Source organism: uncultured Methanospirillum sp. (assembly GCF_963668415.2).
GTDB lineage: Archaea > Halobacteriota > Methanomicrobia > Methanomicrobiales > Methanospirillaceae > Methanospirillum.
On sequence record NZ_CAXXDL010000001.1, the window covers coordinates 1,679,777 to 1,705,540 of the forward strand.

26 protein-coding genes are annotated in these 25,764 nt (G+C 53.4%); 16 read left to right on the forward strand and 10 right to left on the reverse strand.

Features of this window, described 5'->3' with window-relative positions; translation table 11 throughout:
• Positions 1 to 25 precede the first annotated feature (25 nt).
• The 7 genes from ACHZA2_RS07825 (at position 26) to ACHZA2_RS07855 (ending at position 9,302) form a co-directional block, all read left to right on the forward strand.
• A complete protein-coding gene (locus ACHZA2_RS07825) occupies positions 26 to 577 on the forward strand; it encodes a hydrogenase 3 maturation endopeptidase HyCI (RefSeq protein WP_319579247.1) in 552 nt (183 codons plus the stop codon).
• 100 nt (positions 578 to 677) lie between these two features.
• Positions 678 to 2,699 carry an acetyl-CoA decarbonylase/synthase complex subunit alpha/beta gene (gene acsB / locus ACHZA2_RS07830; protein WP_319579248.1) on the forward strand — a complete coding sequence of 674 codons (2,022 nt, stop codon included), beginning with the start codon at positions 678 to 680 and terminating at the stop codon, positions 2,697 to 2,699.
• Between the two features lie 8 nt (positions 2,700 to 2,707).
• Positions 2,708 to 3,637, forward strand: a complete 930-nt coding sequence (locus ACHZA2_RS07835) for an acetyl-CoA decarbonylase/synthase complex subunit delta (protein WP_319579249.1) — start codon at positions 2,708 to 2,710, stop codon at positions 3,635 to 3,637.
• A complete protein-coding gene (gene acsC / locus ACHZA2_RS07840) occupies positions 3,637 to 4,962 on the forward strand; it encodes an acetyl-CoA decarbonylase/synthase complex subunit gamma (RefSeq protein ID WP_319579250.1) in 1,326 nt (441 codons plus the stop codon). The genes ACHZA2_RS07835 and acsC overlap by 1 nt, the downstream gene beginning before the upstream one ends.
• Before the next feature lie 3 nt (positions 4,963 to 4,965).
• Positions 4,966 to 6,873, forward strand: a complete 1,908-nt coding sequence (locus ACHZA2_RS07845; RefSeq protein ID WP_319579251.1) for an ASKHA domain-containing protein — start codon at positions 4,966 to 4,968, stop codon at positions 6,871 to 6,873.
• Positions 6,873 to 7,898, forward strand: a complete 1,026-nt coding sequence (locus tag ACHZA2_RS07850) for a hypothetical protein (protein ID WP_319579252.1) — start codon at positions 6,873 to 6,875, stop codon at positions 7,896 to 7,898. The genes ACHZA2_RS07845 and ACHZA2_RS07850 overlap by 1 nt, the downstream gene beginning before the upstream one ends.
• Positions 7,899 to 8,024: 126 nt before the next feature.
• Positions 8,025 to 9,302: a tetratricopeptide repeat protein gene (locus ACHZA2_RS07855; RefSeq protein ID WP_319579253.1), complete on the forward strand. Its 1,278-nt coding sequence runs from the start codon at positions 8,025 to 8,027 to the stop codon at positions 9,300 to 9,302.
• 22 nt (positions 9,303 to 9,324) lie between these two features.
• Here ACHZA2_RS07855 and ACHZA2_RS07860 read toward each other — a convergent pair whose 3' ends face one another.
• The gene (locus tag ACHZA2_RS07860) at positions 9,325 to 10,755 is read right to left on the reverse strand and encodes a DNA-directed DNA polymerase II small subunit (protein WP_319579254.1); all 1,431 of its coding nucleotides are present in this window, start codon (positions 10,753 to 10,755) and stop codon (positions 9,325 to 9,327) included.
• A gap of 209 nt (positions 10,756 to 10,964) precedes the next feature.
• Between ACHZA2_RS07860 and ACHZA2_RS07865 the strand changes: the two genes are divergently transcribed.
• Positions 10,965 to 11,696 (forward strand): S26 family signal peptidase, encoded by a 732-nt coding sequence (locus ACHZA2_RS07865; protein WP_319579255.1) that lies wholly within the window; start codon positions 10,965 to 10,967, stop codon positions 11,694 to 11,696.
• Between the two features lie 2 nt (positions 11,697 to 11,698).
• Entirely contained in the window at positions 11,699 to 12,790 is a 1,092-nt protein-coding gene (cofH, locus tag ACHZA2_RS07870) for a 5-amino-6-(D-ribitylamino)uracil--L-tyrosine 4-hydroxyphenyl transferase CofH (protein WP_319579256.1), read from the forward strand.
• Between the two features lie 2 nt (positions 12,791 to 12,792).
• Here the strand turns inward: cofH and ACHZA2_RS07875 are convergent, their stop codons facing one another.
• Positions 12,793 to 13,191 (reverse strand): pentapeptide repeat-containing protein, encoded by a 399-nt coding sequence (locus ACHZA2_RS07875; protein ID WP_319579257.1) that lies wholly within the window; start codon positions 13,189 to 13,191, stop codon positions 12,793 to 12,795.
• Positions 13,192 to 13,318: 127 nt separating this feature from the next.
• On the opposite strand from ACHZA2_RS07875, the gene ACHZA2_RS07880 reads away from it, so the two are divergent.
• Positions 13,319 to 14,407, forward strand: a complete 1,089-nt coding sequence (locus ACHZA2_RS07880; RefSeq protein ID WP_319579258.1) for a hypothetical protein — start codon at positions 13,319 to 13,321, stop codon at positions 14,405 to 14,407.
• A 91-nt stretch (positions 14,408 to 14,498) separates the two neighbouring features.
• Positions 14,499 to 15,080, forward strand: coding sequence for a DJ-1/PfpI family protein (locus tag ACHZA2_RS07885; RefSeq protein WP_319539322.1), 582 nt, complete (start codon positions 14,499 to 14,501; stop codon positions 15,078 to 15,080).
• Positions 15,081 to 15,096: 16 nt separating this feature from the next.
• On the opposite strand, the gene ACHZA2_RS07890 is transcribed toward ACHZA2_RS07885, so the two are convergent.
• Both ACHZA2_RS07890 and ACHZA2_RS07895 read right to left on the reverse strand, forming a co-directional pair.
• The gene (locus tag ACHZA2_RS07890) at positions 15,097 to 16,410 is read right to left on the reverse strand and encodes a tetratricopeptide repeat protein (protein ID WP_319579259.1); all 1,314 of its coding nucleotides are present in this window, start codon (positions 16,408 to 16,410) and stop codon (positions 15,097 to 15,099) included.
• 80 nt (positions 16,411 to 16,490) lie between these two features.
• Positions 16,491 to 16,985, reverse strand: a complete 495-nt coding sequence (locus tag ACHZA2_RS07895; protein WP_319579260.1) for a DUF367 family protein — start codon at positions 16,983 to 16,985, stop codon at positions 16,491 to 16,493.
• A gap of 30 nt (positions 16,986 to 17,015) precedes the next feature.
• Here ACHZA2_RS07895 and ACHZA2_RS07900 point away from each other — a divergent pair, with 30 nt between their 5' ends.
• Positions 17,016 to 17,891, forward strand: a complete 876-nt coding sequence (locus tag ACHZA2_RS07900; protein WP_319579261.1) for a nucleoside 2-deoxyribosyltransferase — start codon at positions 17,016 to 17,018, stop codon at positions 17,889 to 17,891.
• Here the strand turns inward: ACHZA2_RS07900 and ACHZA2_RS07905 are convergent.
• From ACHZA2_RS07905 to ACHZA2_RS07920, 4 genes are all read right to left on the reverse strand, one after another.
• The gene (locus ACHZA2_RS07905) at positions 17,850 to 18,377 is read right to left on the reverse strand and encodes a metal-dependent hydrolase (protein WP_319579262.1); all 528 of its coding nucleotides are present in this window, start codon (positions 18,375 to 18,377) and stop codon (positions 17,850 to 17,852) included. The genes ACHZA2_RS07900 and ACHZA2_RS07905 overlap by 42 nt on opposite strands.
• Positions 18,371 to 18,817, reverse strand: a complete 447-nt coding sequence (locus tag ACHZA2_RS07910) for an adenylyltransferase/cytidyltransferase family protein (RefSeq protein WP_319579263.1) — start codon at positions 18,815 to 18,817, stop codon at positions 18,371 to 18,373. Before ACHZA2_RS07910 ends, ACHZA2_RS07905 begins: the two co-directional genes overlap by 7 nt.
• Positions 18,810 to 19,187 carry a Mov34/MPN/PAD-1 family protein gene (locus ACHZA2_RS07915; RefSeq protein ID WP_319579264.1) on the reverse strand — a complete coding sequence of 126 codons (378 nt, stop codon included), beginning with the start codon at positions 19,185 to 19,187 and terminating at the stop codon, positions 18,810 to 18,812. Before ACHZA2_RS07915 ends, ACHZA2_RS07910 begins: the two co-directional genes overlap by 8 nt.
• An 81-nt stretch (positions 19,188 to 19,268) precedes the next feature.
• Positions 19,269 to 20,681: a dihydropteroate synthase-like protein gene (locus ACHZA2_RS07920; RefSeq protein ID WP_319580951.1), complete on the reverse strand. Its 1,413-nt coding sequence runs from the start codon at positions 20,679 to 20,681 to the stop codon at positions 19,269 to 19,271.
• Between the two features lie 44 nt (positions 20,682 to 20,725).
• On the opposite strand from ACHZA2_RS07920, the gene ACHZA2_RS07925 reads away from it, so the two are divergent.
• Together ACHZA2_RS07925 and truA are read left to right on the forward strand one after the other, a co-directional pair.
• Complete coding sequence (locus tag ACHZA2_RS07925; protein WP_319580952.1) at positions 20,726 to 21,391, forward strand: PHP domain-containing protein; 666 nt, start codon at positions 20,726 to 20,728, stop codon at positions 21,389 to 21,391.
• Complete coding sequence (truA, locus tag ACHZA2_RS07930) at positions 21,358 to 22,212, forward strand: tRNA pseudouridine(38-40) synthase TruA (protein ID WP_319579265.1); 855 nt, start codon at positions 21,358 to 21,360, stop codon at positions 22,210 to 22,212. Before ACHZA2_RS07925 ends, truA begins: the two co-directional genes overlap by 34 nt.
• A 9-nt stretch (positions 22,213 to 22,221) precedes the next feature.
• Here truA and ACHZA2_RS07935 read toward each other — a convergent pair whose 3' ends face one another.
• A complete protein-coding gene (locus ACHZA2_RS07935) occupies positions 22,222 to 22,788 on the reverse strand; it encodes a chemotaxis protein CheW (protein ID WP_319579266.1) in 567 nt (188 codons plus the stop codon).
• Between the two features lie 236 nt (positions 22,789 to 23,024).
• Here ACHZA2_RS07935 and recQ point away from each other — a divergent pair, with 236 nt between their 5' ends.
• Entirely contained in the window at positions 23,025 to 24,863 is a 1,839-nt protein-coding gene (gene recQ / locus ACHZA2_RS07940) for a DNA helicase RecQ (protein ID WP_319579267.1), read from the forward strand.
• Complete coding sequence (locus ACHZA2_RS07945; RefSeq protein ID WP_319579268.1) at positions 24,860 to 25,183, forward strand: YkgJ family cysteine cluster protein; 324 nt, start codon at positions 24,860 to 24,862, stop codon at positions 25,181 to 25,183. The genes recQ and ACHZA2_RS07945 overlap by 4 nt, the downstream gene beginning before the upstream one ends.
• Before the next feature lie 25 nt (positions 25,184 to 25,208).
• Here the strand turns inward: ACHZA2_RS07945 and ACHZA2_RS07950 are convergent, their stop codons facing one another.
• The gene (locus ACHZA2_RS07950; protein ID WP_319579269.1) at positions 25,209 to 25,751 is read right to left on the reverse strand and encodes a hypothetical protein; all 543 of its coding nucleotides are present in this window, start codon (positions 25,749 to 25,751) and stop codon (positions 25,209 to 25,211) included.
• Positions 25,752 to 25,764 lie beyond the last annotated feature (13 nt).

The window sequence follows — 25,764 nt, forward strand, 5'->3', positions numbered from 1 at the left end:
GGGCAGCAGGGTCCTCTCCGTTTTTATGATTCCATCAGATATCAGGCCCTTGCTTGCCTCCCGGTTTGGTGAAACCGATTCTGACCGGATCGTATTTGTAGGGGTCGGTAACCGGATGCGGGGTGATGACGGTCTCGGTCCTGTTCTTATTGATCTTCTGAGCAGTCATCTTCCCCATGTCATCGATACCGGTGTTACCCCGGAGGAGTACACCGGGGTGATCAAGCGACTGAATCCTTCTCTCATTGTCATTGTTGATTCAGCAGATTTTGGGGCAGAACCTGGATCTGTCAGGATAGTAGAGGTCGGAGATATATCACAGGTAAGGATCAGTGTTCACAAGATCTCACTTGAGATCCTCATGGAGTATCTCAGGGACGAGACCGGTGCTGATATCTTTCTTCTTGGGATTCAGCCCGAAGATATTTCGTATTCAGCCACTCTGTCACCTGTTGTACGCAATGCTGCCCGGGAATGCTGCAGGGTCATCTTTTCTCTTCTGCCCGATATGAGGACGATGAATAGTAAACAGTCTCATACAACCCCAACGGTGGCCCGTTGGGAGCCCCAGCCCTGACAGATGAAAAAAAGGTTCATGTAAAACGAATTCGGTTGATCGAAAGAGGGCAATACTAATCTACTAATTATCCTTGCAACAATCTATGGTGTGAGAAGATATGGTTCAGATCGATTCATCTGTTTCATCAGGAATGAAGAAGATTGCAGAGCAGGTTGCTGCTGTTTCTTCGTTTCATGGGTATCAGGATACCGCATACTATCTCCCGATCTCCTATGCAATATCAGGCTCTGGGATTGATTCAAAACAGGCTGCAGAACAGGTGTTTGCAGCTGCTCACCAGAGTCCCCTGGTTGGTGCAGAAATCCTGCTTGCCTGCCGGGGGGCCAGTGACGGCCCCCCATACACCGGGTTTATCGAGGATGCGGTGATCAGAAAACTCGGGTACACCCTGGTTGACGGGAGCATACTCGGGCTTGCCCTGATCGTCGGGAACCCATCCACAGCAGACTATGCCGCTGCAATCTGCAGGGAACTGCAGGAGAAACTCATGCTCACGTTCCTCTCAGGCGGGGTTATCGAATCCCTGACAGCAGCCGGGGTGAAGGTCGGGCTCGACCTCCGGCTTGTGCCGCTTGGGAAAGATTCGCTTGCCGCTGTACATTTTGCAGATATCCTTGCGAGAGTTGCGATGATGTTCGGAGGCGTTGCGGCTGGTGATGCCCACCGTCTTGTTGCGTATGCATCAGAGCGGGCCAAGGCGTTTGTCATCGCCTTCCCTGATATGACCGAGGAAGAGATTGCTTTCATTGACGGTCTGCGGGTGCTCGGGATCCCGATCATTCACATGGGAGGGTATGAAGGGCAGGACTGGACTCAGGCAGGTCCTACCGAGATCGTCAGGACCGGGATGGAACTCCGTGGCATCCGGGTCCAGGTCACCTCTATTCCGATCCCGATGGCCTGCTCTCCGGCTTTTGAGGGAAAGGCGATTCGAAAGGAGGAGATGTATGCCGAGTTTGGGGGTACCCGTTCTCCGGCCTTTGAACTCCTCAGGGTCAGGGATTTGCATGATGTCACGGATGGGAAGGTCACGGTTATCGGACCGGAGATCGATGCAGTCCCGAAGAAGTCTGCTGCACCGCTCGGTATCATCGTTGAGGTCGCCGGCAAGGCGATGAAGAAAGAGTTCGAGCCTGTGCTTGAGCGAAGGATCCACAACTTCATCAACTACGGTGAAGGTTCGTGGCACTCTGCACAACGGGATCAGATCTGGGTCAGGGTCTCTGAGGATGCTGTTGCACAAGGGCTGAAGATTGCAGATCTTGGCAAACTTCTGGCTGCAAAATTCAGGATGGACTTTCCTACCCTTCTTGATGCTGTGCAGGTCACCATGATCACGGACCGCGACCAGGTACTTGCTACACAGAAAGAGGCAGAACATCTGTATACAGAACGCGATGAACGGATTTCCGGGATGAAGGATGAGGACGTCACCCAGTACTACTCCTGCACCCTCTGCCAGACCTTTGCCCCGAATCATGTCTGTGTGCTGACTCCGGAGCGGCCCGCTCTCTGTGGGGCACTCACCTGGCTTGATGGAAAGACAGCATACGAAATGTCTCCTTCAGGGGCTAACCAGCCAATCGATAAAGGGACCCTGATCAATGATGAGGCAGGTGAGTTCGAAGGTGTGAACCGGTTTGTCAGGCAGGCATCCCATGGTGAGGTGGAACGCTGTGTGCTGTATAGTATCATGGACGCCCCGATGACCTGCTGTGGATGTTTTGAGGCTGTTGCTATGATCCTTCCGGAGACGAACGGGATCATGATCGTGAGCAGGGAGTATAAAGGAGAGACTCCGTCAGGTATGACCTTCTCAACCCTTGCCGGGACCATCGGTGGTGGGGCACAGACGCCCGGCTTTATCGGGATCTCAAAAGGGTACATCCTTTCTGACCGGTTCATCCAGGCAGAAGGCGGTCTTTCAAGGATCGTATGGATGCCTTCGGTTGTCAAGGAAGAGCTTGAGACGAGGCTCAGGGAGAAGATAAGTTCGGCAGGACTCTCTGGTCTCTACGAGAAGATCGCTGATGAGACGGTTGCGACCGATATAGACGGGCTGGTCGCATTCCTGACCTCGGTGGAACATCCAGCGTTATCGATGGCCCCGCTGCTGTAGGAGGAATTATGACGATATCATACTCACCCGGGTGGACTGCATCGATCCGCGAGGTTGTAATCGGTGCGACCGCAGAAGAAGGTGGAACACGTCGTATCTCCTACCGGATCGGTGGCGAGTCTGATCTCCCGTGTATAGGCAAAGGACGAAAACCCCTTATTGCCTTTGAGATCTGTGACGATCCTGCCATCTGGCCTGACGTTGTGAGAAGTGCATGCACAAACCTGGTCGACAATCCTCCTGCCTGGGCTGAATACGTGGATAAAACCCTGCAGGCGGATCTTATCAGGCTCAATCTTACCTCGACACGGCGACGGAATTTTGAGGCATACGATGCAGTGGGAAAGACTGTAAGATCTGTTCTTGCTGCAACAAGTCTGCCCCTGATCATTGAAGGGAGTGCAGATGCCGAGATCGACTCAAAAGTCTTCCAGCGGTGTGGTGAAGCAGGAGAGAAGGAGAGACTTGTGCTTGGAACCGCAGAAGCTGCCCGGTATCGCAGTGTTGCAGCTGCAGCCATTGCATATGGCCACTCGGTCATCGCCCAGTCACCGATCGATGTAAACCTTGCAAAGCAACTCAACATCCTGCTCCGGGAGGCTGGTGTTCCTGATGACCGGATCATCATCGATCCCTACACCGGGGCACTCGGGTACGGGTTCGAGTACACATACTCGACCATGGAGCGGATCAGGTTTGCAGCATTGAAAGGTGACGCAGATCTTGCAATGCCGATGATCTGTGCTCCGTCTGATACCCTGACCATCAAGGAGATCAGGGGAGCGGTTCACAACCACGAGACCGCGGTATCATGGGAGGTGGCTACCTCGGTTGCTGCTGCCCTTGCAGGAGCAACAATCCTAGTCGTCAGGCATCCTGCCTCTCTGGCCAGACTCAGGAAAGCGATAGATTCTCTTTGGAATGCGGAGGTGACCTGATGGCACTCAAGGCCCTTGATATCTACAAACTGCTCCCCAAGAAGAACTGCAAGGAGTGTGGTGATCCGACCTGTCTCACGTTTGCAATGAAACTGGCACAGGGAAAGGCCGAGCCTGATCTCTGTCCGTACCTAGACGAAGAGGCAAAGAATATCCTTGGTGCTTCAACCCGGCCGCCGATACAGAAGGTGACCATTGGCATGGGAACCCTCTCGTTCACGGTAGGTGAGGAGTTCGTCTTCTACCGGCACGAGAAGACGTTCTATCACCAGCCCGGGATCCTGTATGCAGTATCTGATTCGGAATCAGACGACCGGATCAGGGATGTTGTATCCCAGGTAAGAGGCTGTAAAGTGACCAGGATTGGGATTGATCTGGTGTTGAACGGGCTATCTATCTCTGCAGACTCCGGATCCCCGGAGCGGTTTGCTGCCGCTATATCTGCAGTGGTTTCGGCAAATCCTGATCTCCCCCTGGTTCTGATGGCCTCTGATCCTGCTGTCATGGAGGCAGGGCTTGCTGTCTGTGGCAATTACCTGCCACTCATCAGGGGAGCAGGCGATCAGAACTGTGAGGCATTCTGCTCACTTGCAAAGAAGTACGGGGCTCCGCTCGTGGTCTCAGGAACCAGCCTTGAAAACCTGGCTGAAAATGCAGCCCGATGCACCGGGCTTGGTGTTACCCAGCTGATGCTGGATCTCACAGGCGACGAGGGGGAGTTTGTCAGGTCTTCAACCCTTGTGCGCCAGGCAGCCCTTGCCAGATCTGTCCCGGGTCTTGGCTATCCGGTGTTCCTCGATGCACGGAGTACCGGGTTTTCAGGCCTTGTCACAGGTATCGTGAAGTTTGCCTCCGTGATCGTGGTAAACCCGCTCTCCCGGACCGAGATGCAGGCTGCTCTTGTTATGCGGCAGAACATCTACACTGATCCCCAGAAGCCAATCCAGATGACGCCCGGACTCTACCGGGTGGGAACACCCGGACGTGATGACCCGGTGTTCCTCACCGTCAACTTTTCGCTCACCTACTTCACCCTGCAGGGGTACCTTGAGTCAACCCGTCGTTCCTGCTGGCTTTTGATCGTGGACACCGAGGGGATGTCGGTGCTGACCGCTGTTGCAGCAGGAAAACTGAGCGAGTCGGTTGTCAAGGATGCGATCGAGAAGTTCGCCCTTGCAAGCGAGGTGAACAACAAGACCATCATCATTCCGGGGTACGCATCCCCGCTCTCAGGGAGAATAGAGGAGTACACCGGGTGGAAGGTCATCGTCGGTCCCCGTGATGCAGCAGAGATTGCATCCTTCATCGAGGAGGAGCTGAAGTAACCGATGCCTATCGTCACCTTTCTCCCCGGGTTCAGGAAAGTCGAAGTCTCAACATCTGACTCTCTCATGACTGCTGCCCAGAAAGCAGGTCTTGCGATCAACGCAGTCTGCGGCGGTGTTGGGAAGTGTGGAAAGTGCGTGATGTTCCACAAGTCAGGCAGGATCAGGTTTGACACCGAGCGGTTCAGGGAGTTCTTCAGCCAGGAAGAGAGGGATGCCGGTGCCCTCCTCTCGTGCGAGGCATTCCCTGAGGATGACTGCCAGATCATGGTCCCTGAACGGACGCTGATACAGAGCCAGCAGATTCTCATGAATGTGATCGGTCAGGAGACTGTGCTCAATCCGTCGATCAGGAAGTACTATGTCCAGGTCCAGCCGCCAACCCTTGCAACACCCACCTCTGACCTCTACAGGCTCCTGGATGCAATATCCAATTCAGATGGCCCAAGCAGCAAACAGGTCTATGTCCCGCTTGAGATTCTCAGGGTGATCCCCTCCATGCTCAGGGACAGCGGGTGGAAGGTCACTGCAACGATCGCCAGATTGCCTGCCGGATTTCGGATGATAGAGATCGAGAAGGGAGACACTTCAGGCAGTCTGTATGGGGCTGCGGTCGATCTCGGGACCACGACTGTGGTAGCCTTTCTTCGTGATCTCAACACCGGTCAGGTGATCGGTGTCGGCTCGACCTATAACAAGCAGATCTCCTGTGGCGAGGACATCCTCTCACGGGTCAACTACAGCAAGAGGAAAGGGCTGGTGCGACTCCAGGAGCTGGCGGTTGACTCTATAAACACTGCGATCACCATGGCAGCAAACAATGCCGGAGTTGACAGGGATGACATCTGTGAGGTTGTGATCGCAGGAAACACCATCATGACCCACATGCTCCTTGCGATCGATCCCTCGTACATGATCGAGGAACCGTATGTCCCAGTCGTCAGACGTTCGCTTACGGCTTCAGCCGGACGGATCGGCCTCTCCATAAAGCCTGATGGCAGTGTCTTCATCTTCCCTGCAGTCAGCGACTTCATCGGGGGTGACATCGTTGCAGATATCGTTGCATCAGGGATGGCAGAGAGTGCTGACATCTCCCTGCTGATAGATATCGGTACCAATTTTGAGGTGGTGCTTGGCAACAACGAGTGGATGTTTGCCTGCGCAGGAGCAGCAGGTCCGGCTCTTGAAGGTGGAGAGGTTCTCTTCGGGATGCGGGCTAACCCGGGTGCAATTGAGAAGGTCTCGATTGATCCTGCAACTCTTGATCTCAGGTGCGAGACGATCAACGGGAAGAAACCGGTGGGTATCTGCGGTTCAGGACTTATTGACGTGTTGGCCGAACTTCTGCGGTCCTGTGTCATCGACAGAACCGGGAGGATCAATACAACCATAAGCCACCCCCGCATTCGCCAGGGTGAATACTTCCCTGAGTTTGTGCTTGCCTGGAAGGATGAGACCGGCATCGGGAAGGATATCGTTGTGACCGAGAATGATATCAAGAACCTGATCATGAGCAAGGCCTCAACACTTGCTGCATGTATCGTCCTGATGAACCAGGCAGGAATTACCCGTGAGGATATCAAGAACCTCTACTTTGCAGGCGGGTTTGGGAACTATATCAACAAGGATAATGCCATCACGGTTGGCCTGATCCCTGAAGTGCCGGTTGATCGGATCATCAACCTCGGAAACGGTGCTGCAGAAGGGGCCAACATCGCCCTGATCAACAGAAAGATGCGGAAGTTTGTTGATGATATTGCGTACCGGATGGGGTATATCGAGCTCAATGCTGAACCCACCTTCATGGATGAGTATACGAAGGGGACTTTTTTGCCCCACACCGATCTCACGCTCTTTCCCATGGTTGAGAAGAGTCTTGAGCTCTGCCGGCTCCGTGTGGAGGAGAAGTAATGGCAGGATTTCTGAAGTCCCCGCATAGCATCGCATCAGGGGTCGGCTCCCTTCCTCAGGAAGATCCTGGCCAGGCTGTTGATGATGTGCTCAGGCTCTGCCCTGAAATGCCCTATGCACCCACACTCCCGAACATCTCCCCCTTTGAGTCGATCATCTGGCATGACTCAGAATTTCTGCCAGGCAGGGTCGTTGAGGGAAACAAACTCTATGTGGATCGGGCTCTTGAATTCTCGATTGAGATGGAGCAGGTGTACCTCGACTTCATGGAGCAGAATATCGATCGGTATGCTGCGTCACCCGAGTATGCGGCCGGATACTTTGAGATGGCAAAGAGAGATCTCTCACAAGTCTGGTGTGTCAAGTGTCAGGTCACGGGTCCGGTTACATTCGGGCTGACGATCACCGATCAGGATCGCCGTCCGCTTGCGTATGATGCCCAGTATTTTGATATGCTTACCAAGATGCTGGCACTTCGGGCACGGTGGTACGAGATGCTGATGCAGAAGACCGGTGCCCCACAGACACTGGTGGTCATAGATGAACCGTACCTCGCTGCCCTTGGATCGTCGGTGATGCAACTCACCCCCGAGATGGTTGCATCTGCGTTTGAGGATATCGGATCTCTTATTGAAGGCGGCATCGGAGTTCACTGCTGTTCGAACACAGACTGGGGGCTTCTCATGTCCCTGAATCCTGCAGTGATCTCGCTCGATGCATACGGTACTGCCAAAGAGTTCCTTCTCTACAGGGATCAGATCAAAACATATCTTGAGGCCGGAGGAATTATTGCGTGGGGGATTGTTCCTGCAGAACTTGACAAGTTTAACCTTGAGACAATCGAGACTCTCTGGCAACGGTATCTCTCGATCAGAAATGATCTGAAACCCGTAGTCGGACATGAACGATTTGATGCACAGGCTATTATCACTCCGAGCTGCGGGCTTCGTCTTGCAGATGTTCCGGGTGCTATCAGGATCATGGAGACCGTGGCCGAGATCTCAAGACGTGCCCGTAGCTTGTAACAGATCCGGTTGCATTCAACACCTTTTTCTCATATCATATAACCACAAGTCAGGAGGACCTCCTTATCGTCATGTCCCTGATGCCGGAAATCCTTTCATATCCGCACCCTGATATCTCCTCAGGTTATGATAAGTCGTCTCCTCTTCCCGGTAGTTCTCCTGTTCATTCTGATCACTCCCTCCCTGGTTCAGGCTGCAACAGATCCTCTCTCCCAGGCTGATGATGCCTATTACAACGGAGAGTATCAGCGTGCGATCCGGTGGTATGATGAGGCCCTTTCTGCCAGTCCTGATGATCAGGGTGCGATGATCGGGAGGCTCAGGGCACTAGCGGCACTCTCACGATGGGACGAGGTTGTGAACGGGGTGAACCGGTATAATCTCACCTCTACAGGAACCGGCGAGGTATCAGCGATCAGGGCTGAGGCAGCGGTGAATACTGGCAATCCAAAAGAGGCCCTGGAGATCCTTGACAACTCATCTGACCTGAACAGGACCGAGGAGGTGCGAATCAGATCAGAAGCCCTGATCGCTCTCGACAAGGGTGAGGATGCGGCCTCGCTTATCAGAAAAGAGGAAGCCGAAGGGCCCCTTGATCCCCGTCTCTCCCTGCTTATGGGCACAATCCTGATCAGAGAGGGTAATGTAACTGCATCACTCCCATATCTGCAAGAGGCATACCTGGCTCTTCCGAGCGATCCAGATGCTTCTGCCTATCTTGGAGATGCAGCAACCTCTCTGGGAAAGTACGAGGAGGCTCTTGATTTTGTCAGTAATGCAGCCTCCCTGAACCAGAGTGATCCCGGTATCTGGGTGACGGTCGCATACCTGAACACCCGGCTTGGCAGGTACGATGAAGCGATAGACGCCCTTGAGCATCCGCTGGCCTCAACTCCTGATGATCCACAACTACTCAATGCTAAGGCGTATGCCCTGTATCTGAGCGGACGAGGAAGTGAAGGCCGTACACTCGCTGAAGAGGTACTCAGACAGCATCCTGGGAATCCTGGGGCCATGGATACACTCGGGTGCATTCTGCTCTCCGAAGGGAAGGTTGAGGAGGCTACCGGATACCTGGAGCAGGCAGCAGAGTACCTATCCAGAGATCCCGAGGTCCTCTCACATCTTGCAGAAGCCTACCATATGCAGGGGCAGGACAATAAGGCTGAAGACCTCTATCAACGCTCGCTCAGGATCGATGATACGTCTGGCCGGGCATGGAGAGGGTACAGCGAGGTCCTTCTTGCCCTGGAGCGGTATCCGGAGGCCGCCTCCGCAATCGCCGAGGCATTCAGGTTCTACCCTGGAGACTCTGAACTCATCGCGTGGGAGAAGAAGGCTGACAAAGTGCTTGTTGACTGGTATCTCAAGGAAGAGGCGGTTAACAGCACCGGACATGAATAGGGAAAAGATTTTTTGCGCCCTGTCAACCGGCTCTCATCGGTTCAGGCATCCCTTCACTGAAGTCATAAACCTCCGGCTTGAGGGTCTGAAGGTTCAGGATGACTGCCTGTGCAGGTGTCGGCTGAATATTCATCTGCTTCTGAAATGCGGTCTGACTCTGCCATGTCCCGGCATTGATTGCCAGCACTCCCCTATATCGGGTGATGCCGGTGATATGAACATGGCCGCAGTGGACAACCTCGGGGATCGGATCAATGACGAGCCGGTCGACCGTGTCGGCAGCTATCGGTGTTCTCTTTCCATAACACGGGGCAAGGTGCCGTCGCTTGAGCATCTCAGGGATCACATCATGTGCCTTTTCATAGCTGGCACCCGGTATCACCCCGATGAGATCATCGAATGACCTCCCGTGATACATCAGAACCCTGACACCCTGAAGGTTGACAAGTGCCGGATTCTCGACCCATATGCAGTTTGAAGGGAATGAGCCGATGAACTTCTCAGGAATCACCGGCTGGGGTTCGGCTCCCCGCACAACGTCGTGGTTACCGGGAGCTAGCACGATCTGCAGCCGGGACGGGAGTTGGGAGAACATCTTTCCGAGCGCTTCATACTGCCCGTAGATGTTTGGGATGGTCAATTCCTTATCCTGCCCAGGGTAGATACCGATCCCGTCCACCAGGTCTCCGGCCACTAGCAGGTATGAGATATCACTCTCTTTCAACCAGTCAGAGAACCGCCCCCATGCCTCTTCAAGAAATGTGTCTGACCCTACGTGAATGTCAGATATCAGGGCTGCGTACCCGGGCTTGTCACTCATATACGGGGAGTAGGTGAACGGGATATCAGGCCTGAAGAGTTGATCCGCAAACATGAGGGTCCCTTCAGGTGAAAGGGTGCCCCTGACCCCGATCACCTCATCAGGCACGATCTTCTCTGCCTCTTCAAAGTCATCGCGATCCTTGTTGAAGAGGATATTGATAAATCCGGTCGGATCCTCTATCTCGATCAGACGATGCCCTTTTCCCGTACTCCGGGCCTCAACCACCATCCCGGTGATGGCGAACTCTTCTGATTTGTACCGCGAGTTTCGTTTCAATGCTTCGATAGGGATCGGACTGCATCTCCCCCTGACCATCCCTGAGAGCCTGGTGTACCGGTCATGAAAGTATGTGACATAATCCTCCACCCTTCCTGCCGGTTTGCAGGAACCCTTTCTTCCTGCAATCACCTCAAGGGAAGGATCTCCTAAAAATCGTATCCCGTCCCGGGCCGGTGTGGTCCCTGGCAGGTGACGGCCGGAGACAACCAGGCAGTCATTCGGAAGTGCAGAGATGATAAGGTCGATGAGACTGTCGTCGTTCTGCTCCCTGATATACCTGACCACATCGGGATGAACCTGGAGCCGGTTGTCCAGGAACCGCTCCACGATGGCGGATGAGTTAATACTCATCCCTCCTGGAATGTGGCAGCGGATCGGTCACCTGGACAGAACCGAGTGTAGACGGCAGACTCACGGTACTATACATGGGCTCTGAAAAGGGATCAACATATTTGAGACACTGCTGTCCGGACGATTTATCTCTCCCTGAAGGTCTCCCGGCATGGCAGTATGGCAGTTCAGTATTAATATTTCTCAGAGGGAACCTACATACTTACACCATGGCAGCAAAGTCCGAAAAAAAGCCAATAAAAGCCGTAATATCTGATTTCTGGAAGAGTGAAGAGCAGATTCCCTCTGCAGTCCGTGAAATCGCCTCTGTTCTGGTTACTGTTGGTATCATCGTTGCCATCCTCTTTCTGGGTTGTGGGACCTGGCCTGCTATTGTCACCATCGAGTCAGAGAGCATGGTCCCCCATATGAACGTCGGCGATCTTGTTCTCGTGGTTGCCGCTGACCGGCTCAGTCCCCTTCAGAGTATGGCTGAAGGCGAGGCCTCGGGGTACCAGAAGTACGGCATGCCTGGTGATGTTATCATCTACCGTCCGAACGGGAACACTGACCTTCACCCGATCATCCACCGGGCCCTCTACTGGGCTCCCGCCGGGCAGACAAATATCACATACCGGGAGATGAACAAGGCAACCGGCCAGATCGAGACGAAGCAGTATGTGGCCCCCCATGACGGGTACATCACCAAGGGCGACAACAACCCGGTCATCGATCAAACCGGATTCGGGGACAACTACCGGGGAACGGGCTCTGCCATCCAGCCGGTTAAGAAGGAATGGATCATAGGGAAGGCTGTGTACTCTGTGCCGTACGTCGGGTACCTTCCTTTGAACATCGGACCTGTCATTGTCATCGTGATAATCCTCATGATCCTTCAGGAACTCTATACCCGGCGCAAGTCCTCCAGTGACCCGGCTGTGACCCAGACAAAGAAGAAGTAACGATGAACATGAAACTACAGACACTCCTTTCAGACACGCTTGCCGGTCACCGGCTCACACCAGAAGAAGGTGCGTATCTTCTGTCAGTTACCGGACGGGATCTCTATCAGCTCTTTGCTGCAGCAGATGAGATGAGGGAGAAGAAGGTAGGCAACACTGTCACGTTTGTGCGCAACCAGAACGTCCATATCACCAACATCTGCAAAAACCTCTGCGGATTCTGCGGGTTTGGCAGAAAAAAAGGTGATCCTGATGCGTACCTCTTCGGCAGGGATGAGATACAGGCACAGGTCCGTGAGGCAAAAGCACGGGGAGTTACTGAGATCTGTTTCCTCTCCGGTGTTCACCCTGACTTCAGGCTTCAGAACTACCTCTCGTTTCTGGAGTGGGCACACGAGATCTTCCCAGACGTTCACATCCATGCCTACTCTCCTGATGAGGTTGACTGGATAGCACGGAAAGAAAACCTGGAACCTCCCGAGGTCATCAGTGCCCTCAAAGAGGGCGGCCTTGGAAGTATGCAGGGAACTGCAGCAGAAGTTCTCGTGGATGAGGTCAGGGATGTCATCTGTCCGGCAAAAGTGAGAACAGCACGGTGGGAGGAGATTATCAGAGAGGCTCACCGGCTCGGACTCACCAGCTCTGCGACGATCATGTATGGGTCAACCGAGACTCCGCAGGAGAGGGCTGCACACCTCGACCTGATCCGTTGCATTCAGGATGACACAGGAGGGTTCTCCGAGATGGTTCTCCTCTCCTATATCCATAGCAGGACCCCGCTCTACCAGAAAGGGACAGTCAGGTTCGGCCCGACAGGAAGGGACGACCTGGTGACGACCGCAGTCTGCCGGCTATACCTTGATAATATCGATCATATCCAGGTCTCATGGCCGAAGATCGGTATAAAAATGAGTCAACTCGGTCTGCTTGCCGGAGCAGACGATCTCTCAGGCACCATGTACATCGATGATGTTACCGGTGATGCCGGTGCAGATCTCTCTGATATCTTTGAACCTGAAGAGATGGCGTATATCTGTGCAGATATCGGGCGTGAACTCAAAGAGCGTTCGACGCTCTACAAGATCCTAAAATAAACTTAGCCTCTTTTTACCTGCCTGACATCAGCTCCGGTCAGGTTTGCTCCCCGGAAGTCAGCGCGGGTTGTCTTGATATTGGTGAGACGTGCACCGGTGAGATTTGCATTGATAAGAACTGCTTCGCTCAGGTCTGTGTTGCTCAGATTTGCCTTGACCAGGCTTGCCCCCACAAAGTTTGCTTTGCGCAGAATCGAGAACTCAAAATCCGCCTCATCAAGCCGTGCTCCGTTCAGGTTGATACCCTCAAGGTTCAGACCGTTCAGCTGTGCCCCCCTGAGATCAGGCCTCTTACGTGGATTGAGTTCTTTCCATTTGTTCCACTCCTCAACCCCTGCCTTGATAGCCTTAACCTGTTCTTCGTCAGCCATCTGCACCAACCCGTTAAGATAATTAGGCATCGGCGGGTATAGCAGTTGTGTCTTGTATCCGGATAATTGCCTGTTTCAGCCACCGTGTGCAGAGTATGGAGCCGTTCTGTCCAGCAGACCAAAGGTATATCCGCAGGCTGTCCTGATCCTCTGAGTGATGACACGGCTTTTAATATCGATTACCCTGGTGCTCGGTATGCTGCTTGCCGGCCTTCCGGCAGTCGTATCGGCCGCTGATCTGATCCTTGAGCCGATGCCGGATACTCTTCAGAAGGCTGCAGAGGGTGCGGCATCACAGGATGATCGGTTCTTCTCAACTGCTGTATCGATGATAAAATCACTATCAAACGGCACTGTGCCGCTCGGAAGTCAGCAGATGAAGGTGAATAGTGCGTATTCTCTCATGAAAGGGATGAATATCAGCCCTGAAAGGTTTGATGAGGCAAAAGCCACCCTTGCATTCCTGTATTACTCGGTGAAGGCAGGAGAGGCGTACGAAAATTATCACGCAACAAAAAAATCTGTTGCATCTGTAACAACCGGGATTGAATTCTACGATCTTGCCCAGATCTATTACCAGACTTCATCCGCATGGTGGGAACTCATCGCAGCCTCATACCCAAAGGTAACCCTCTATACTCTTCCGGCATCTAGTGAGCCTTTCCCTGAGGATGATATCGGAGTAGGGACAGTGCTTGAGGGCCTGAAATTCCCGATCCTCATGGAGCACAGAATACCCGACCCATCAAAACCATACCAGAACGACGAGATCAACACCACGATCTCCAGGTGGATTGAAGACAATATCGATAGTATCCCTGTGAACCAGACAGATCGCAATGATCAGTCAAAAGGGTATTACTTCATGATGGGTGATGATGTAGCCAAGGCAAAGTCTACGTATATATCGCTCTCTTCCAGGAACGTTCCTGCTGAATTCTATGATACAGCAAATTACATCGATGCGTTTCTCTACTTAATCTCACAGGCCCGGGAGTATTACAACAACTACCTGACCGAGAGAACAAATATTGCGTCTGCAACAGATGGAAGGGTTCCCTACGATAAATCAAAAAATTACTACGATCAGGCCCAGATTGCCCTCAATATGTTCAGGGACAAGGTTTCAGATGTAAAAGGCAATACGACGATCCCTGAATTCCCCAGATTTGATGAAGTACCCCTCGGTCCTCAGCTCGATTCTGAAGGAACGCTTCATGACTACTGGGGCGGAACCTACTGGTAATAGACAATATCCTTCTTTTTAATTCGACCACGCCATGTCCTGAAACCAGCATGGCTATACCATCCGGAATCCAACTCTCTACTACCTTTTTATGAAGATCCTGATCGCTGTTCCCCCTACCGGATACCATGACAAGGAGTTATCCCTGGTCATCGCGGTGTTTGATCATAACAAGGCAGAGTACGAGTTTGCATCAAACCAGGCAGGGTACGCGAAGGGAACACTGGGGGGAAGGGTGTATACCCCACTCAGTTTCGAGGATGTGATCCTGCACAAGGAGGCCGAGTATGATGCCATGGCGATACTTGGAGGGCATGGAGGGCAGGCTCATTTCTGGAACAGCAAGGATCTGCTCGAACTGGTGAAGATCTTCCGGCTTCACCGCAAAGTGATCGGGGCTATCAGCACCTCGCCGGTGGTGCTTGCCAGGGCAGGAATTTTGAAAAAACGACCTGCAACTGTGATCAACGGCCCCCCGATTAGGGAGATGATGAAGGCTGATGTGAAGTTCGAGGACAAACCTGTGGTGTTTCTCGACAGAATAGTCACAGCTAGGAACCCTGATGACGGCAAACGTTTTGCTGAACTTATCATCGAGTATATTCTTGGAAACCCTGAGTTCAACGGGCCTCAAGTGGTCCCAGCCCCGAACAAGCTCGGGTTTGATATCTGATAAGACCGGCTTCGTCTCACGGGGTAGCCGCAAGTTTTCCTGCACGCTCAAAGCACCGTTCTGCATCACGGTCCTGTCCGTTCTTGGCAAGTGCCTTTCCCTTTGCATACCAGGCTACTGATGAGTCAGGCTTCTTCTTGATGATCTGATCAAAGTACTGGATTGCACTTTTGTACTCGCCGACATCGATGAGGAGGTTGCCGAGCTTGTACATCGCATCGGTGTGTGAAGGATCACTCCTGATTGCCTCAAGGTAGCACCTGACCGCCTCCTCAAGGTTATCTCCCTTTTCAAGGAGTTGACCCATCTCATAGTAGGCATGTGAGTTGTTGGGATCTATCTCTACCACACGCAGGAAACAGGCAGTGGCGTTCCGGTACGCACCAAGTTTCCGGTATGCCACCCCTTTTGAGAACCAGGCATTGATGTGCCTTGGGATGATCTTGAGGGTCTGGTCCAGGTACTGGATCGCCTCCTGGTATCTTCCTTCCTTGTACAATGCCTGATTTCCCATCACGAAGTAGACATCTGCAATGTTCTTGCGGTACTTCGTGCTCCCCGGATCCTGCTCCATCGCGGTCTCGTATGCCTCGATCGCCTCGGCATATTTATGAAGGATCTTGTATGAGTTTCCGGTGAGGAGCCAGGCAGGGGCAAAGTCAGGGCGTTCTTTCAGGCATCGCTGAAAATAGGATATTGCATGTTGGTAGGCCCCTATCTTCATAAGTGAGCGGCCCATGCCATAGAGGATGTCAGGATCATAAGGCCTGACTTTTATTGCCTGCTCATATGCCTCTATGGACTCATGGTATTTTCTGAGATCGTAGAGGTACCGGCCTTTCAGGTCCCAGGGATATGCATAAGCTGGATCAAACTTTTTTGCCTTTTCAAAAAATTCAACCGCTTCGTCCCGCTTTCCGAGTGTCCAGAGTGCCATCCCCTTCTCATGATAGGCTGGAGGGTAGTCAGGATGCAACAGGAGTGCCCGGTTACAGAGTTCGATCGCTTCTAGACACTTCAGGGCGTCCTGTGCCTTTTTTGCATGGGCCCGGAGTGCTCTTGCCTTGCTGGTGATCGCCTCCACGTGTTCAGGATCTATCTCAAGTGCCCGGCTGAAACACTCCTCAGCTCTGTCGTACCGCTCAAGCCCTGAGAACGCTTTGCCCATCCCGCTCCAGCACCTGGCACTCCCCCTGTTCAGTTCAAGACCGCGGTTAAAGGTCTGGATGGCTGCCTCGAACTTCTCCTTGGCAAGCTGGTTCTCACCTTTCTGACAGTAACTATCTGCCGGGGTGGCATCAGATCCTCCCAGCCAGTCTCTGATTCCCATAATTATGAATGTGGCGATCCTGCACTTTTACATTATTCTGCAGGAATAAAAACCTATATCGGCAAAAACCAGTGGCATGTTCAGAAAAATTCTCCCTGTATTCTGATCACATCGGTACTGTCAGTTGCCTGTGCATAGGCATCGAGTGGCTCCTGGTTCAGCTCAATGAACCTGATCCCCCACGAGACCTTTCCAAGGATCTCCCGTGCCTGCTCCTCCTCGCCGAGGATACAGAGACCCGCAGCCATCGCCTCAATTGAGGTGAGTTTGAAGGGTTTACCAAAGTTCACCGGATTTGCAGCGAGTAGAAAGGGAAGAGCCCGTCTGAATCTCCAGTTTCTCACAATGCTGGTATCAAGCACTGCCCAGGAGCAGTCAAGGGCTGTGATGCTCCGGGTCCGTTCCCTGTCAGCAGGAGACAATGCCTGCTCGGCAGTGGGATCAAGGATGAGGCTGCTGCGGGGGACGTGGGTGAGACGTGAGAAAATCCTTACCATTCCTGCCCGCTCCAGCTTTTTCATTGTGCATTTCTTCGGATCACAGGTGTTATCCCGGTATGCAAGGAGCGGTATCATCTATCATGACTGCCGTGATATGAGATAATAATGTATCTCCTCTTCTGCCCGTGTATCAGGGATCAGGGTCTCCGGGCATCAGGAATCACCCATGAACGCGATATCCGGGCATTTGATCAGGCCTTATCACGGTGCAGGTCGTTTGGAATTGAGGTGCGGTTCCTGCCCTGTCCCGAGACCCTGTACCTGGGAGCGGACCGCCAGCCTGCCACGTACTCGGAGCGACTTGATACACCAGAGTTCAGGATTCTGCTTGACAAGCTCGAGCAGGAGATAAGGTCCATGATCACAGCAGAGGGATCCCCGTATGCCATTGTCGGGGTCGATTCGTCACCAACCTGCGGGGTGAACCGGACATGGAGATCTCCGGTCGGTAGAAAGGCCGGTCGGGGTGCCTTTCTTGAAAGATTCCCTGATATCCCTGTGTACGATGTGTATGCCGTTGCTGCATGCCGGATATACCTGGCCGGCCCGCTCTTCTCAGAAGCAGAACGCAACTGGAACATCAGGATAGCAGAATATCTCCGCTCGTATGCCTATGATGTCTATCTTCCACAGGAGATCGGGGACTCTTCAGCGTCCCGGGGTCTAGATGCACATCTGGAAATTTTTACCCGGAACCTCTCGACTCTCGATACATCAGACTTTGTTGTTGCAGTGATCGACGGGGCTGATGCAGACTCGGGGACAGCATGGGAGATGGGATATGCTAATGCAAAAGGAGTTCCTGTGTATGCCCTCAGGACCGACTTCAGGATGGTCGGAGCCACAGAACATGTGAATCTCATGCTTGAGCAGTCAGCGGTTGTGACCCGGAGCCTGGAAGAACTGCGTGATGCCCTTCCCTTCCCGATCCCTGCCGCTTCATCTTCCGGTAAGAAGGAGCAGCAGGGCCGAGGCACCTGATGCGATCCCTGCTCTCCCTCTGGAAAACGTGCCGGTTGATCTATTCATCAGAAGGAGCAGGATACCCAGCGCAAACAGGTACTCTGACGGAGTGGTCAGCTCACGTATGAGACCCCAGCCAAAGTAGTCCTCCATCTGGTACACAGGAAACGGTCCGAGAATGGGGTAGAACCAGTTCACCGGTATCTTCCACATCTCATCAAGGATCTGGTGGGTCAGGATCCCGATTCCAAGTGCTGCAATAATGAGCCGATCCTTCCAGAGAGCACCGGTGATCAGAAGGATAAGAACGAATCCTATCAGGGAGTGAGCGATGAGCCGTCCGTCCCCGATTGAAGGGAATACGATATAGCCAAGCGGTTTGTCTATGAGGTCAGGAAGAACTGATCCCAGTATGCAGGCCGGGAGAATGTACCCTGACCTGAACCGCTCCTGAAGGAGCAACCCTGCACCAGTGCCGAAGAAGAGATGGCAGGCTATTAACATGGCCGGTTATCAGAGATTGCACGCTGCCTGATCTCTTCTGCAATCCTGCGTGAACTGGTGTACGGGGTTCCTGCATACTCACTGATTCTGACGATGTCAGTCTTCAGCCCACGCTCGTTCAGAGCGCCACGAAGTCTGCTCTCCTCAAAATGCTGGTTGAATCCGAGGGTGATGATATCGGGCTGTATCTCCTCTATCGGCCTGAACATGTCGTGCTCATCACCGAGGACTGCCTTAAAAACACCCTTCAGTGATCCGACCATGATCACCCGCTGCTCTTCGGGAATGATTGGGCGTGGCTTATGCTTCACGTTCGCATCCCTGGCAACGATGACCCAGAGTTCGGTTCCGAGGTGTGCAGACTCTCTGAGGTACCAGAGGTGCCCGGGATGGAGAATGTCAAAGGTTCCTGTTGCTACAACCCGGTGAACATCACTCATCAGGAATCACCTCAAGATCGATCCTTGTCCCGTCTGCACGAAAGCACCCCCAGTCATCCTGACCATACGGGTTCCCGACGATGATGTGACAGGATCCGGTCCGCGAGAAGAATGCAATATCTGCCTCCGAAGGTCGGATGGCCCCGCTCGGGTGGCTGTGTGCGCTTCCAATATACCCAACGTTGAGGGGGATCATCTCGAACAGAACTGAAGCACTCTCTGATCCACCTATGGTGCCGGGGATGATGTCCACGTTCCGGATCACCCCGTCTTCGGTGGACAGGAGTGCCGCAAACTCCCGGGGGTGTGACTCCTGTCCCATTATAAGCAACAGGGAAAGGGTATCTGCTGAGATTCCTCTGATATTCATGAATTATCCGTATACCTGAAGGAAGAGATGTTGGACCTCATCACTCATTGATTGTTCCCTGAATTGATCCCAGGTCGTCGATCAGAACGGGCCGTCCTGCTCATAACTCCTTCCGAACCTGATCGCAAGTTCTGCCTTATACAGTTCCCGCCCTAGATAGCCGGCATGATCAAGGAGCGAAACTGCATCCTGGTTCAGAAGGGTGTAGAGAAGATCCTGCCATCGCTTTCCTCTGACTGCTGATCCATTTCTGACCGCGATGATCCATCCGTCCTCGATCCCGATCCTGAAGTTCCCGCGCGGATCATACTGGATCTCATCAGGCATCTCTTCTACATCAGTAACAACAGAGTACTCCAGGAGAGGCTCCCGTCTCCGCCGCTTCTCCTTGATACAGAAGAGATCGATCCCGAGATCCTTGGGGTACGGACGTTTACCGGTGAGGAGCATCATCTCGGTTGCCCTCCTCATCTCTCTGATGGCACCCTGCGTCTTGTCACTGTGCTCACTGCAGAAGATGATTGAAGCATGGAGTTCATGAGCCATTGCTGCAAGAAGGGCGTTGACACCGATGGAGTCAGCATCGATCAGTTCGGTGACGTTTCCGGCCCCGAAGAAGAGAGGGCAGCCGGGATCTGAAAACCCGGCAAGAGAACTGGTAAGGCCTGATCCTGCCGGTTGCAGAAGGGGATCAGCTATCAACCGTGTGATCCCCATCCCCTTCGCTGATTCTATCGTCTCACCGAGCGTCTGGTTTTGGGGTACGATGACCACTGCTGCACCGCAAGTTGCCACATCGGGCCCGGCCTCGCTGATGTTTCCGTCGTGGAGTGAGAGGATCAGATCCGCTCTTGGGAATGCAGCCCTGATGAGGTCAGGGCTCTGGGTATCTGCAGCAAGCGGACCAGGAAGATCGTCGATCAATGCAAACACCCTTCTGACATCATCCGGAGTTGCATCAAACCCAAATCCGAGATCCACGATGTCAGCCCCGTCGTCAAAGAACCTGATCACCCGCTCCCTGATATCAGGCTGGCGGTGAGCATCCATGATCTCCGCAAGGACCTTCATCCGGGATCCGCCCCCTATCTTCACTCCCCTGATTGAGAACTCCCCAGGCGCCTCTTTTTCGAGCTGGTTCACCCGGTCAGCGGCTTCTCTCTGCCTGATAGAAGTCAGAAGATCATCTGCAGGAATCTCGCGGGAGAGTTCAACCGTGCCGAGAATTTTGAGGATCATCGGGAGATCGGCTGCGTGTCGTGGCCCGCGGTAGATCGGAACCCCGGTCTCCTCCTCTTCTCTCTGAAAAGAAGCGGTGCACATGCCCGATGTGATCACCATATCGTAGGACCCGCCTGCAAGCAGGTCTCTGAGTTTTTTAGGCGTGAGAAATGATGCGAGTTCCCCGGTTACAACTACCGTGGCATCATATCCTGCTGCCGCTTTCCTGACGGCTTCTTCGGTGATCCTGCCGGTAGGGAGGAGTATCCGCATCATCCTTCCTTAATTACTGCAGGAGATAACCTATAGTAGTAGTGATGTTATCTGCTGATCTTCACGTCCATACTTCCTGTTCAGGGGATGGTGAGAGCCGGGTAGAAGAGGTGCTTGCAGCAGCACGCGCAGCAGGCCTTGATGCCATTGCACTGACCGATCACGATACCATAGAAGCCTGCAAAATTGCTGCATCATTAGCCTGTGATATCCTGGTAATTCCCGGAGTGGAAGTGTCAACCAGGCAGGGTCATCTGCTTGCACTCGGAGTCAGTGGTGAGATTCCCAAAGGCCTTGATGTCCTGGAAACAATAGCCCTGGTTCACAAGATGGGCGGGGTTACCATTCTTCCGCATCCGTTTCACCGGTACAGGCACGGGGTTGCCCTAAAGATGAAAGAGGCCCTTGCGGCAGCAGATGCGATAGAGGTCTTCAACAGCCGGTACATTCTTGGCGGAGCGAACCGCAAGGCAGCCCGCTATGCCCGCAGACTTGGTAAGCCGATGGTTGCGGGGAGTGATGCCCATAACTGCAGGTACGTCGGGTACGGCAGGACACTCATCGATGCTGATCGCAGCGTTGCCGGTATCCTTAATGCGATCCGCACAGGTAATACAAAACCCGCTGGCAGGAAGACTCCTGTCAGAACCTATACGAAACAATCACTCCGGAACTCATGGCGGAAACTGAAGGGCAGAATAACCAGGTAAGGGTCGCCTTTCGGATCGGTTATCTTGGCAGTTCTTTTTACGGCTCCCAGTTCCAGCCCCATCACCGGACTGTAGAAGGAGAGATCAGGCAGGCCTGTGTCAGGGCAGGGTTGTTCTCTGATACCAGAAAAGGAAGGCTCGCTTTTTCGGGACGGACCGACCGGGGAGTTCATGCCAGGTGCCAGGTTATCGCCTTCTCAACACCGTACCCTGACCGGGCCCGCCGGGCACTCCCTGGCCAGCTCCCCCCGGACATCTGGGTTGATGCCTTCTGCGAGGTTCCTGAGTCGTACTCTCCACGTCGCGATGTGATCAGCAGGACTTACCGGTTTTATTTTCATGAGATGCCTTCAGACCTTGCTCTGATGAAAAAAGCTTCTGAGTTATACCTCGGAAAGCATGACTACTCATGCTTTGCACGCGTTGAGCCAGGAAAAGATCCTATCCGGAGTGTCACAGAGATAACAGTACATACTGAAGGGAACTGCTGCTGGATAGAGGTGACAGCCCCAAGTTATCTCTGGCATATGGTGCGGTCCATGGCTGAAGCACTCACCCGTGTATCTGAAGGCCTGCTCTCACTGAAAGAACTTGAGGTGATGCTCACCGGCAGATGCAGCAACAAGATGAAACCTGCACCTCCTGATGGTCTTATCCTCTGGGAGATAACCGATGTACTCCCATGGCGACCAGTTGCTCCGCTGAAACGCACATTCAGACTCCATGCCGATGCAGCAGCAGAGCACCAGCTCATGGCCAGGGTTCACCGGCTCCTCTCGCCTTCTGTCGATGATGGGAGTTTGCAGGCCGCTGAAGAGTGAGAAAAGAGGTTAGAGATCCCGCTCGACCTTTGTGATCATCGTCTTGATGTCAAGCCAGATGATCAGTTCACTTTTGTCTTTGTCACCGGTCTTGGTCTTCTTTCTGATGATTCCCAGGATGTCCCGCTCATTGTTCTGTGAGGCGTGCGCATCCTTGTCGATGTCCTCGTCTGCATAGGTGGTGACGGCGAGCACATCATCCACGAGAACTCCGATCATCTTCTCTGATACGCCCTGGTCAAGAACGATGATCCGTGACTTCTTCTTATCCCCTGCTTCCTTCGTGATCTTCATCATCTCTTTCAGATCGATGATGGTTGTGATCACCCCTCTGAGATCGATGATACCCTTGATGAATGAGGGCGTGTTAGGCAGCGGCGTGATCTCGGTGGTGTTGATGACCTCCCTTGTGTCGAAGAGATCGATGGCGAAGAGTTCATTTCCCAGGATAAACTCCACAACCCGCATGCTCCCCGCGGTGTTAGCACGCGAGGCAACCCGTTTCTTTACCGGCGTGCTGACAATACTCTGCTGTTGAACCTCTTCTGAATCACTGTCTACCAGAAATGTGCCCATATTTTTATCCCTCCATCTGATGTACCGGGCTGCATGGTGTCAGGACTGTTGCCCTTCTCCCATCCCTATCTGCTAACCGTATCAGGGTGTTGAATGATGAATCTTTCGTTTATATCTTTCTCCGGTTTGTGTGCATGGCTCAACAGGGCTGACTCTGATCCCTGAAGAATATGTACATGCCTCAAACGATGACCGGGCGTGCAGTTATCCGGCATGGAAACGAATAATGATGAAATATGACCGCCCCATCACCCGAAATGGTTCTAAAGCGCTGGTTTGGGTACCCCACATTCCGGCCACAGCAGGGTGATATCATCAGGGAAGTGATCAAGGGGCGTGATGTGCTCGCTGTCATCGCAACAGGCGGAGGGAAGTCGGTCTGCTACCAGATACCTGCCCTCATCAGGGAAGGTCTCTGTGTCGTCGTCTCGCCACTGATTGCCCTGATGAAGGATCAGGTCGATGGGCTCCGAGAACTTGGCATCCCTGCGGCCTTCATGAACAGTACCCAGGACTCCAGGCAGAAGCGGGAGGTTGAGGATGCGATCAGGGCGGGCACTCTCAGGATCCTGTATGTCTCACCTGAACGACTGATCCAGCCGTCGTTTCTGAAATTTCTTGCAGAGGTGCATCCGAGCCTCGTGGCCGTGGATGAGGCACACTGCATCTCCCAGTGGGGGCACGAGTTCAGGCCTGAATACAGGCGTCTTGCTGTGATCAAGGAGACATTTCCTGATGTTCCGGTCATTGCACTCACAGCAACGGCGACGCCGTCGGTCAGGACAGACATCATAAATGAACTGAAACTCTCAGATCCTGCTGTCTTTATCGGGAGTTTTAACAGGGCAAATATCTCGTACCTGATTGAGAAGAAAGAGTCTCCCGATGTCCAGGTGGTTGCTTTCCTCAGGAAGCATGCCGGTGGGTCAGGGATCATCTACTGTTTTTCCAAGCGACAGGTTGAGGACCTGACGGCAACACTGCGCAAGAACGGGTTTTCTGCCTCTGCCTATCATGCAGATATCCCGCCTGCAGAACGTCATGCGGTCCAGGACCGGTTCCTGCGTGACGAGACCAGAATCATTGTAGCGACGATCGCGTTCGGGATGGGGATCAACAAGCCGGATGTCAGGTTTGTCATTCATTATGATCTCCCCAAGAACCTGGAGCACTATTATCAGGAGACGGGCAGGGCAGGGCGGGATGGCGATCCTGCCGAGTGTCTTCTCCTGTACAGCAGGGCAGACTACCGGAAGATCTCGTATCTCGTCGAGAAGATGGGTGAAGGGGTTGAGAAGCAGGTTGCGATCAGAAAACTCCATGACATGATCGGGTACTGTGAAACCCGGGCCTGTCGCCGTGCTGTTATCCTCACCTACTTTGGTGAAGGATATAGTGAGCCAAACTGCGGGGGGTGTGACAACTGTGCCTCTGGCAGGAAGACCATGGACGGGAGGCAGGTACTCGGGACCATAGCCACCTGCGTTGAGGAACTGGAGGGGGGATTCGGTATCTCGTATCTCGGGGACATCCTCTCCGGCTCGGTGGATGAGAAGGTCATGAGCAACGGACACGACAAACTCTCCTGCTTCGGTATCGGGAAGGCCCACCGGAAACGGCAGTGGCTCTTCTGGATCCGCGAGTTGATCTACTGCGGATATCTCACCTCGTTCGGTACAAAATATCCGGTTGTCAGGTCAAACGACCGGACCCGCGATGCACTTGCAGGGAAGATACCGGTGATGATAGGAGAGCCTGATTTCCAGGCAGTGCTCGCACCGGGAGCAGTCACAGAAGAGACCCCGGTCTACAGTGCCAACCTCTTTGAGATCCTACGGGATATCAGAAAGAACATCGCAGACGAAGAGGATGTCCCGCCGTTTCAGATCTTTCCGAACAAAACACTCAAGGAGATGGCGACCCGGCTGCCCAGGACCAGGGCTGAACTGCTCACCGTGTACGGGGTCGGCGAACACAAGGTCTCGCGATATGGAAAGCAGTTTCTTGAGGCCATCTGTGCATACGCGGATCACCGTCAGACCATCGTGATGAAGGCACACAAGGCCAGACTATGACCAGTCCATGCACCTGGTGCGGAAAGTGCTGCATGAACATGCGTCAGTACATTCTCGTCGGGAGCCGGTCTCCTGACGGCAGGTTTTCATGCGAATGTACCCTCACCAAAGAAAAGTTCCAGGCCAGGGTTTCCAGTCAGGATATTTCCCGGATGTTTGATAGGAACTTCCAGTTCAGGTACCCGAAGGCGTGCCCGTTTTTGGTGCAGGGCGATGGGGAGACGTTTGCCTGTCTGATATATGCTGACCGGCCCGGTCATTGCAGATCCTTCGTCTGCTCCAACTGCAGAGAAGATTCCCCGGAAAACTGTGGGGGATGAAATCGCCGGGGTTCAGGGGTTTGTTTCAGGCAGGTACTGCCTCGATTGAGCCTGGAATAATCCTGCTCATCAGCCACTCCGGAACCTGCCTGCTTGTTTTAAGCACGATCCTGAAGATCTCTTTATCCTTCTGAACACCGGTCCAGGTTGCATCGAGTTGGTACCCGGTCTCAAACGCCGGAACTCCGAATACCCGTATTGAGAAGACCCGTTTTCCTATCTGCCTGGTCTCACCCAGTTTCATCTCCTCACGGTGGTCACCGATTCTGAGTGCTATTTTATCACCGGTCTGCATGGCGAGGATATCAAGACTGCCAACCCGAACACGTTCTCCGTCAGGCAGTGAGGCCTGGTAGGTGGTTGTATAGGGATATACTGAATCTCCGGCTCCGACCTGATCAGGTGTTATCTGCAGGGTCAGCAGTGCTGCTCCTACCGCTCCGACTACCACAATGATCAGGATCAGGACCGCAATCAGCGTTCTGCGGTTACTGTCTTTCATCTCCAGGTCTCTCCATTTGGTTGGCCCTCCCGCATTCGGCCCGGCAGGGTCAGGTCTGTTCGTCATGAGGTACCCCTAT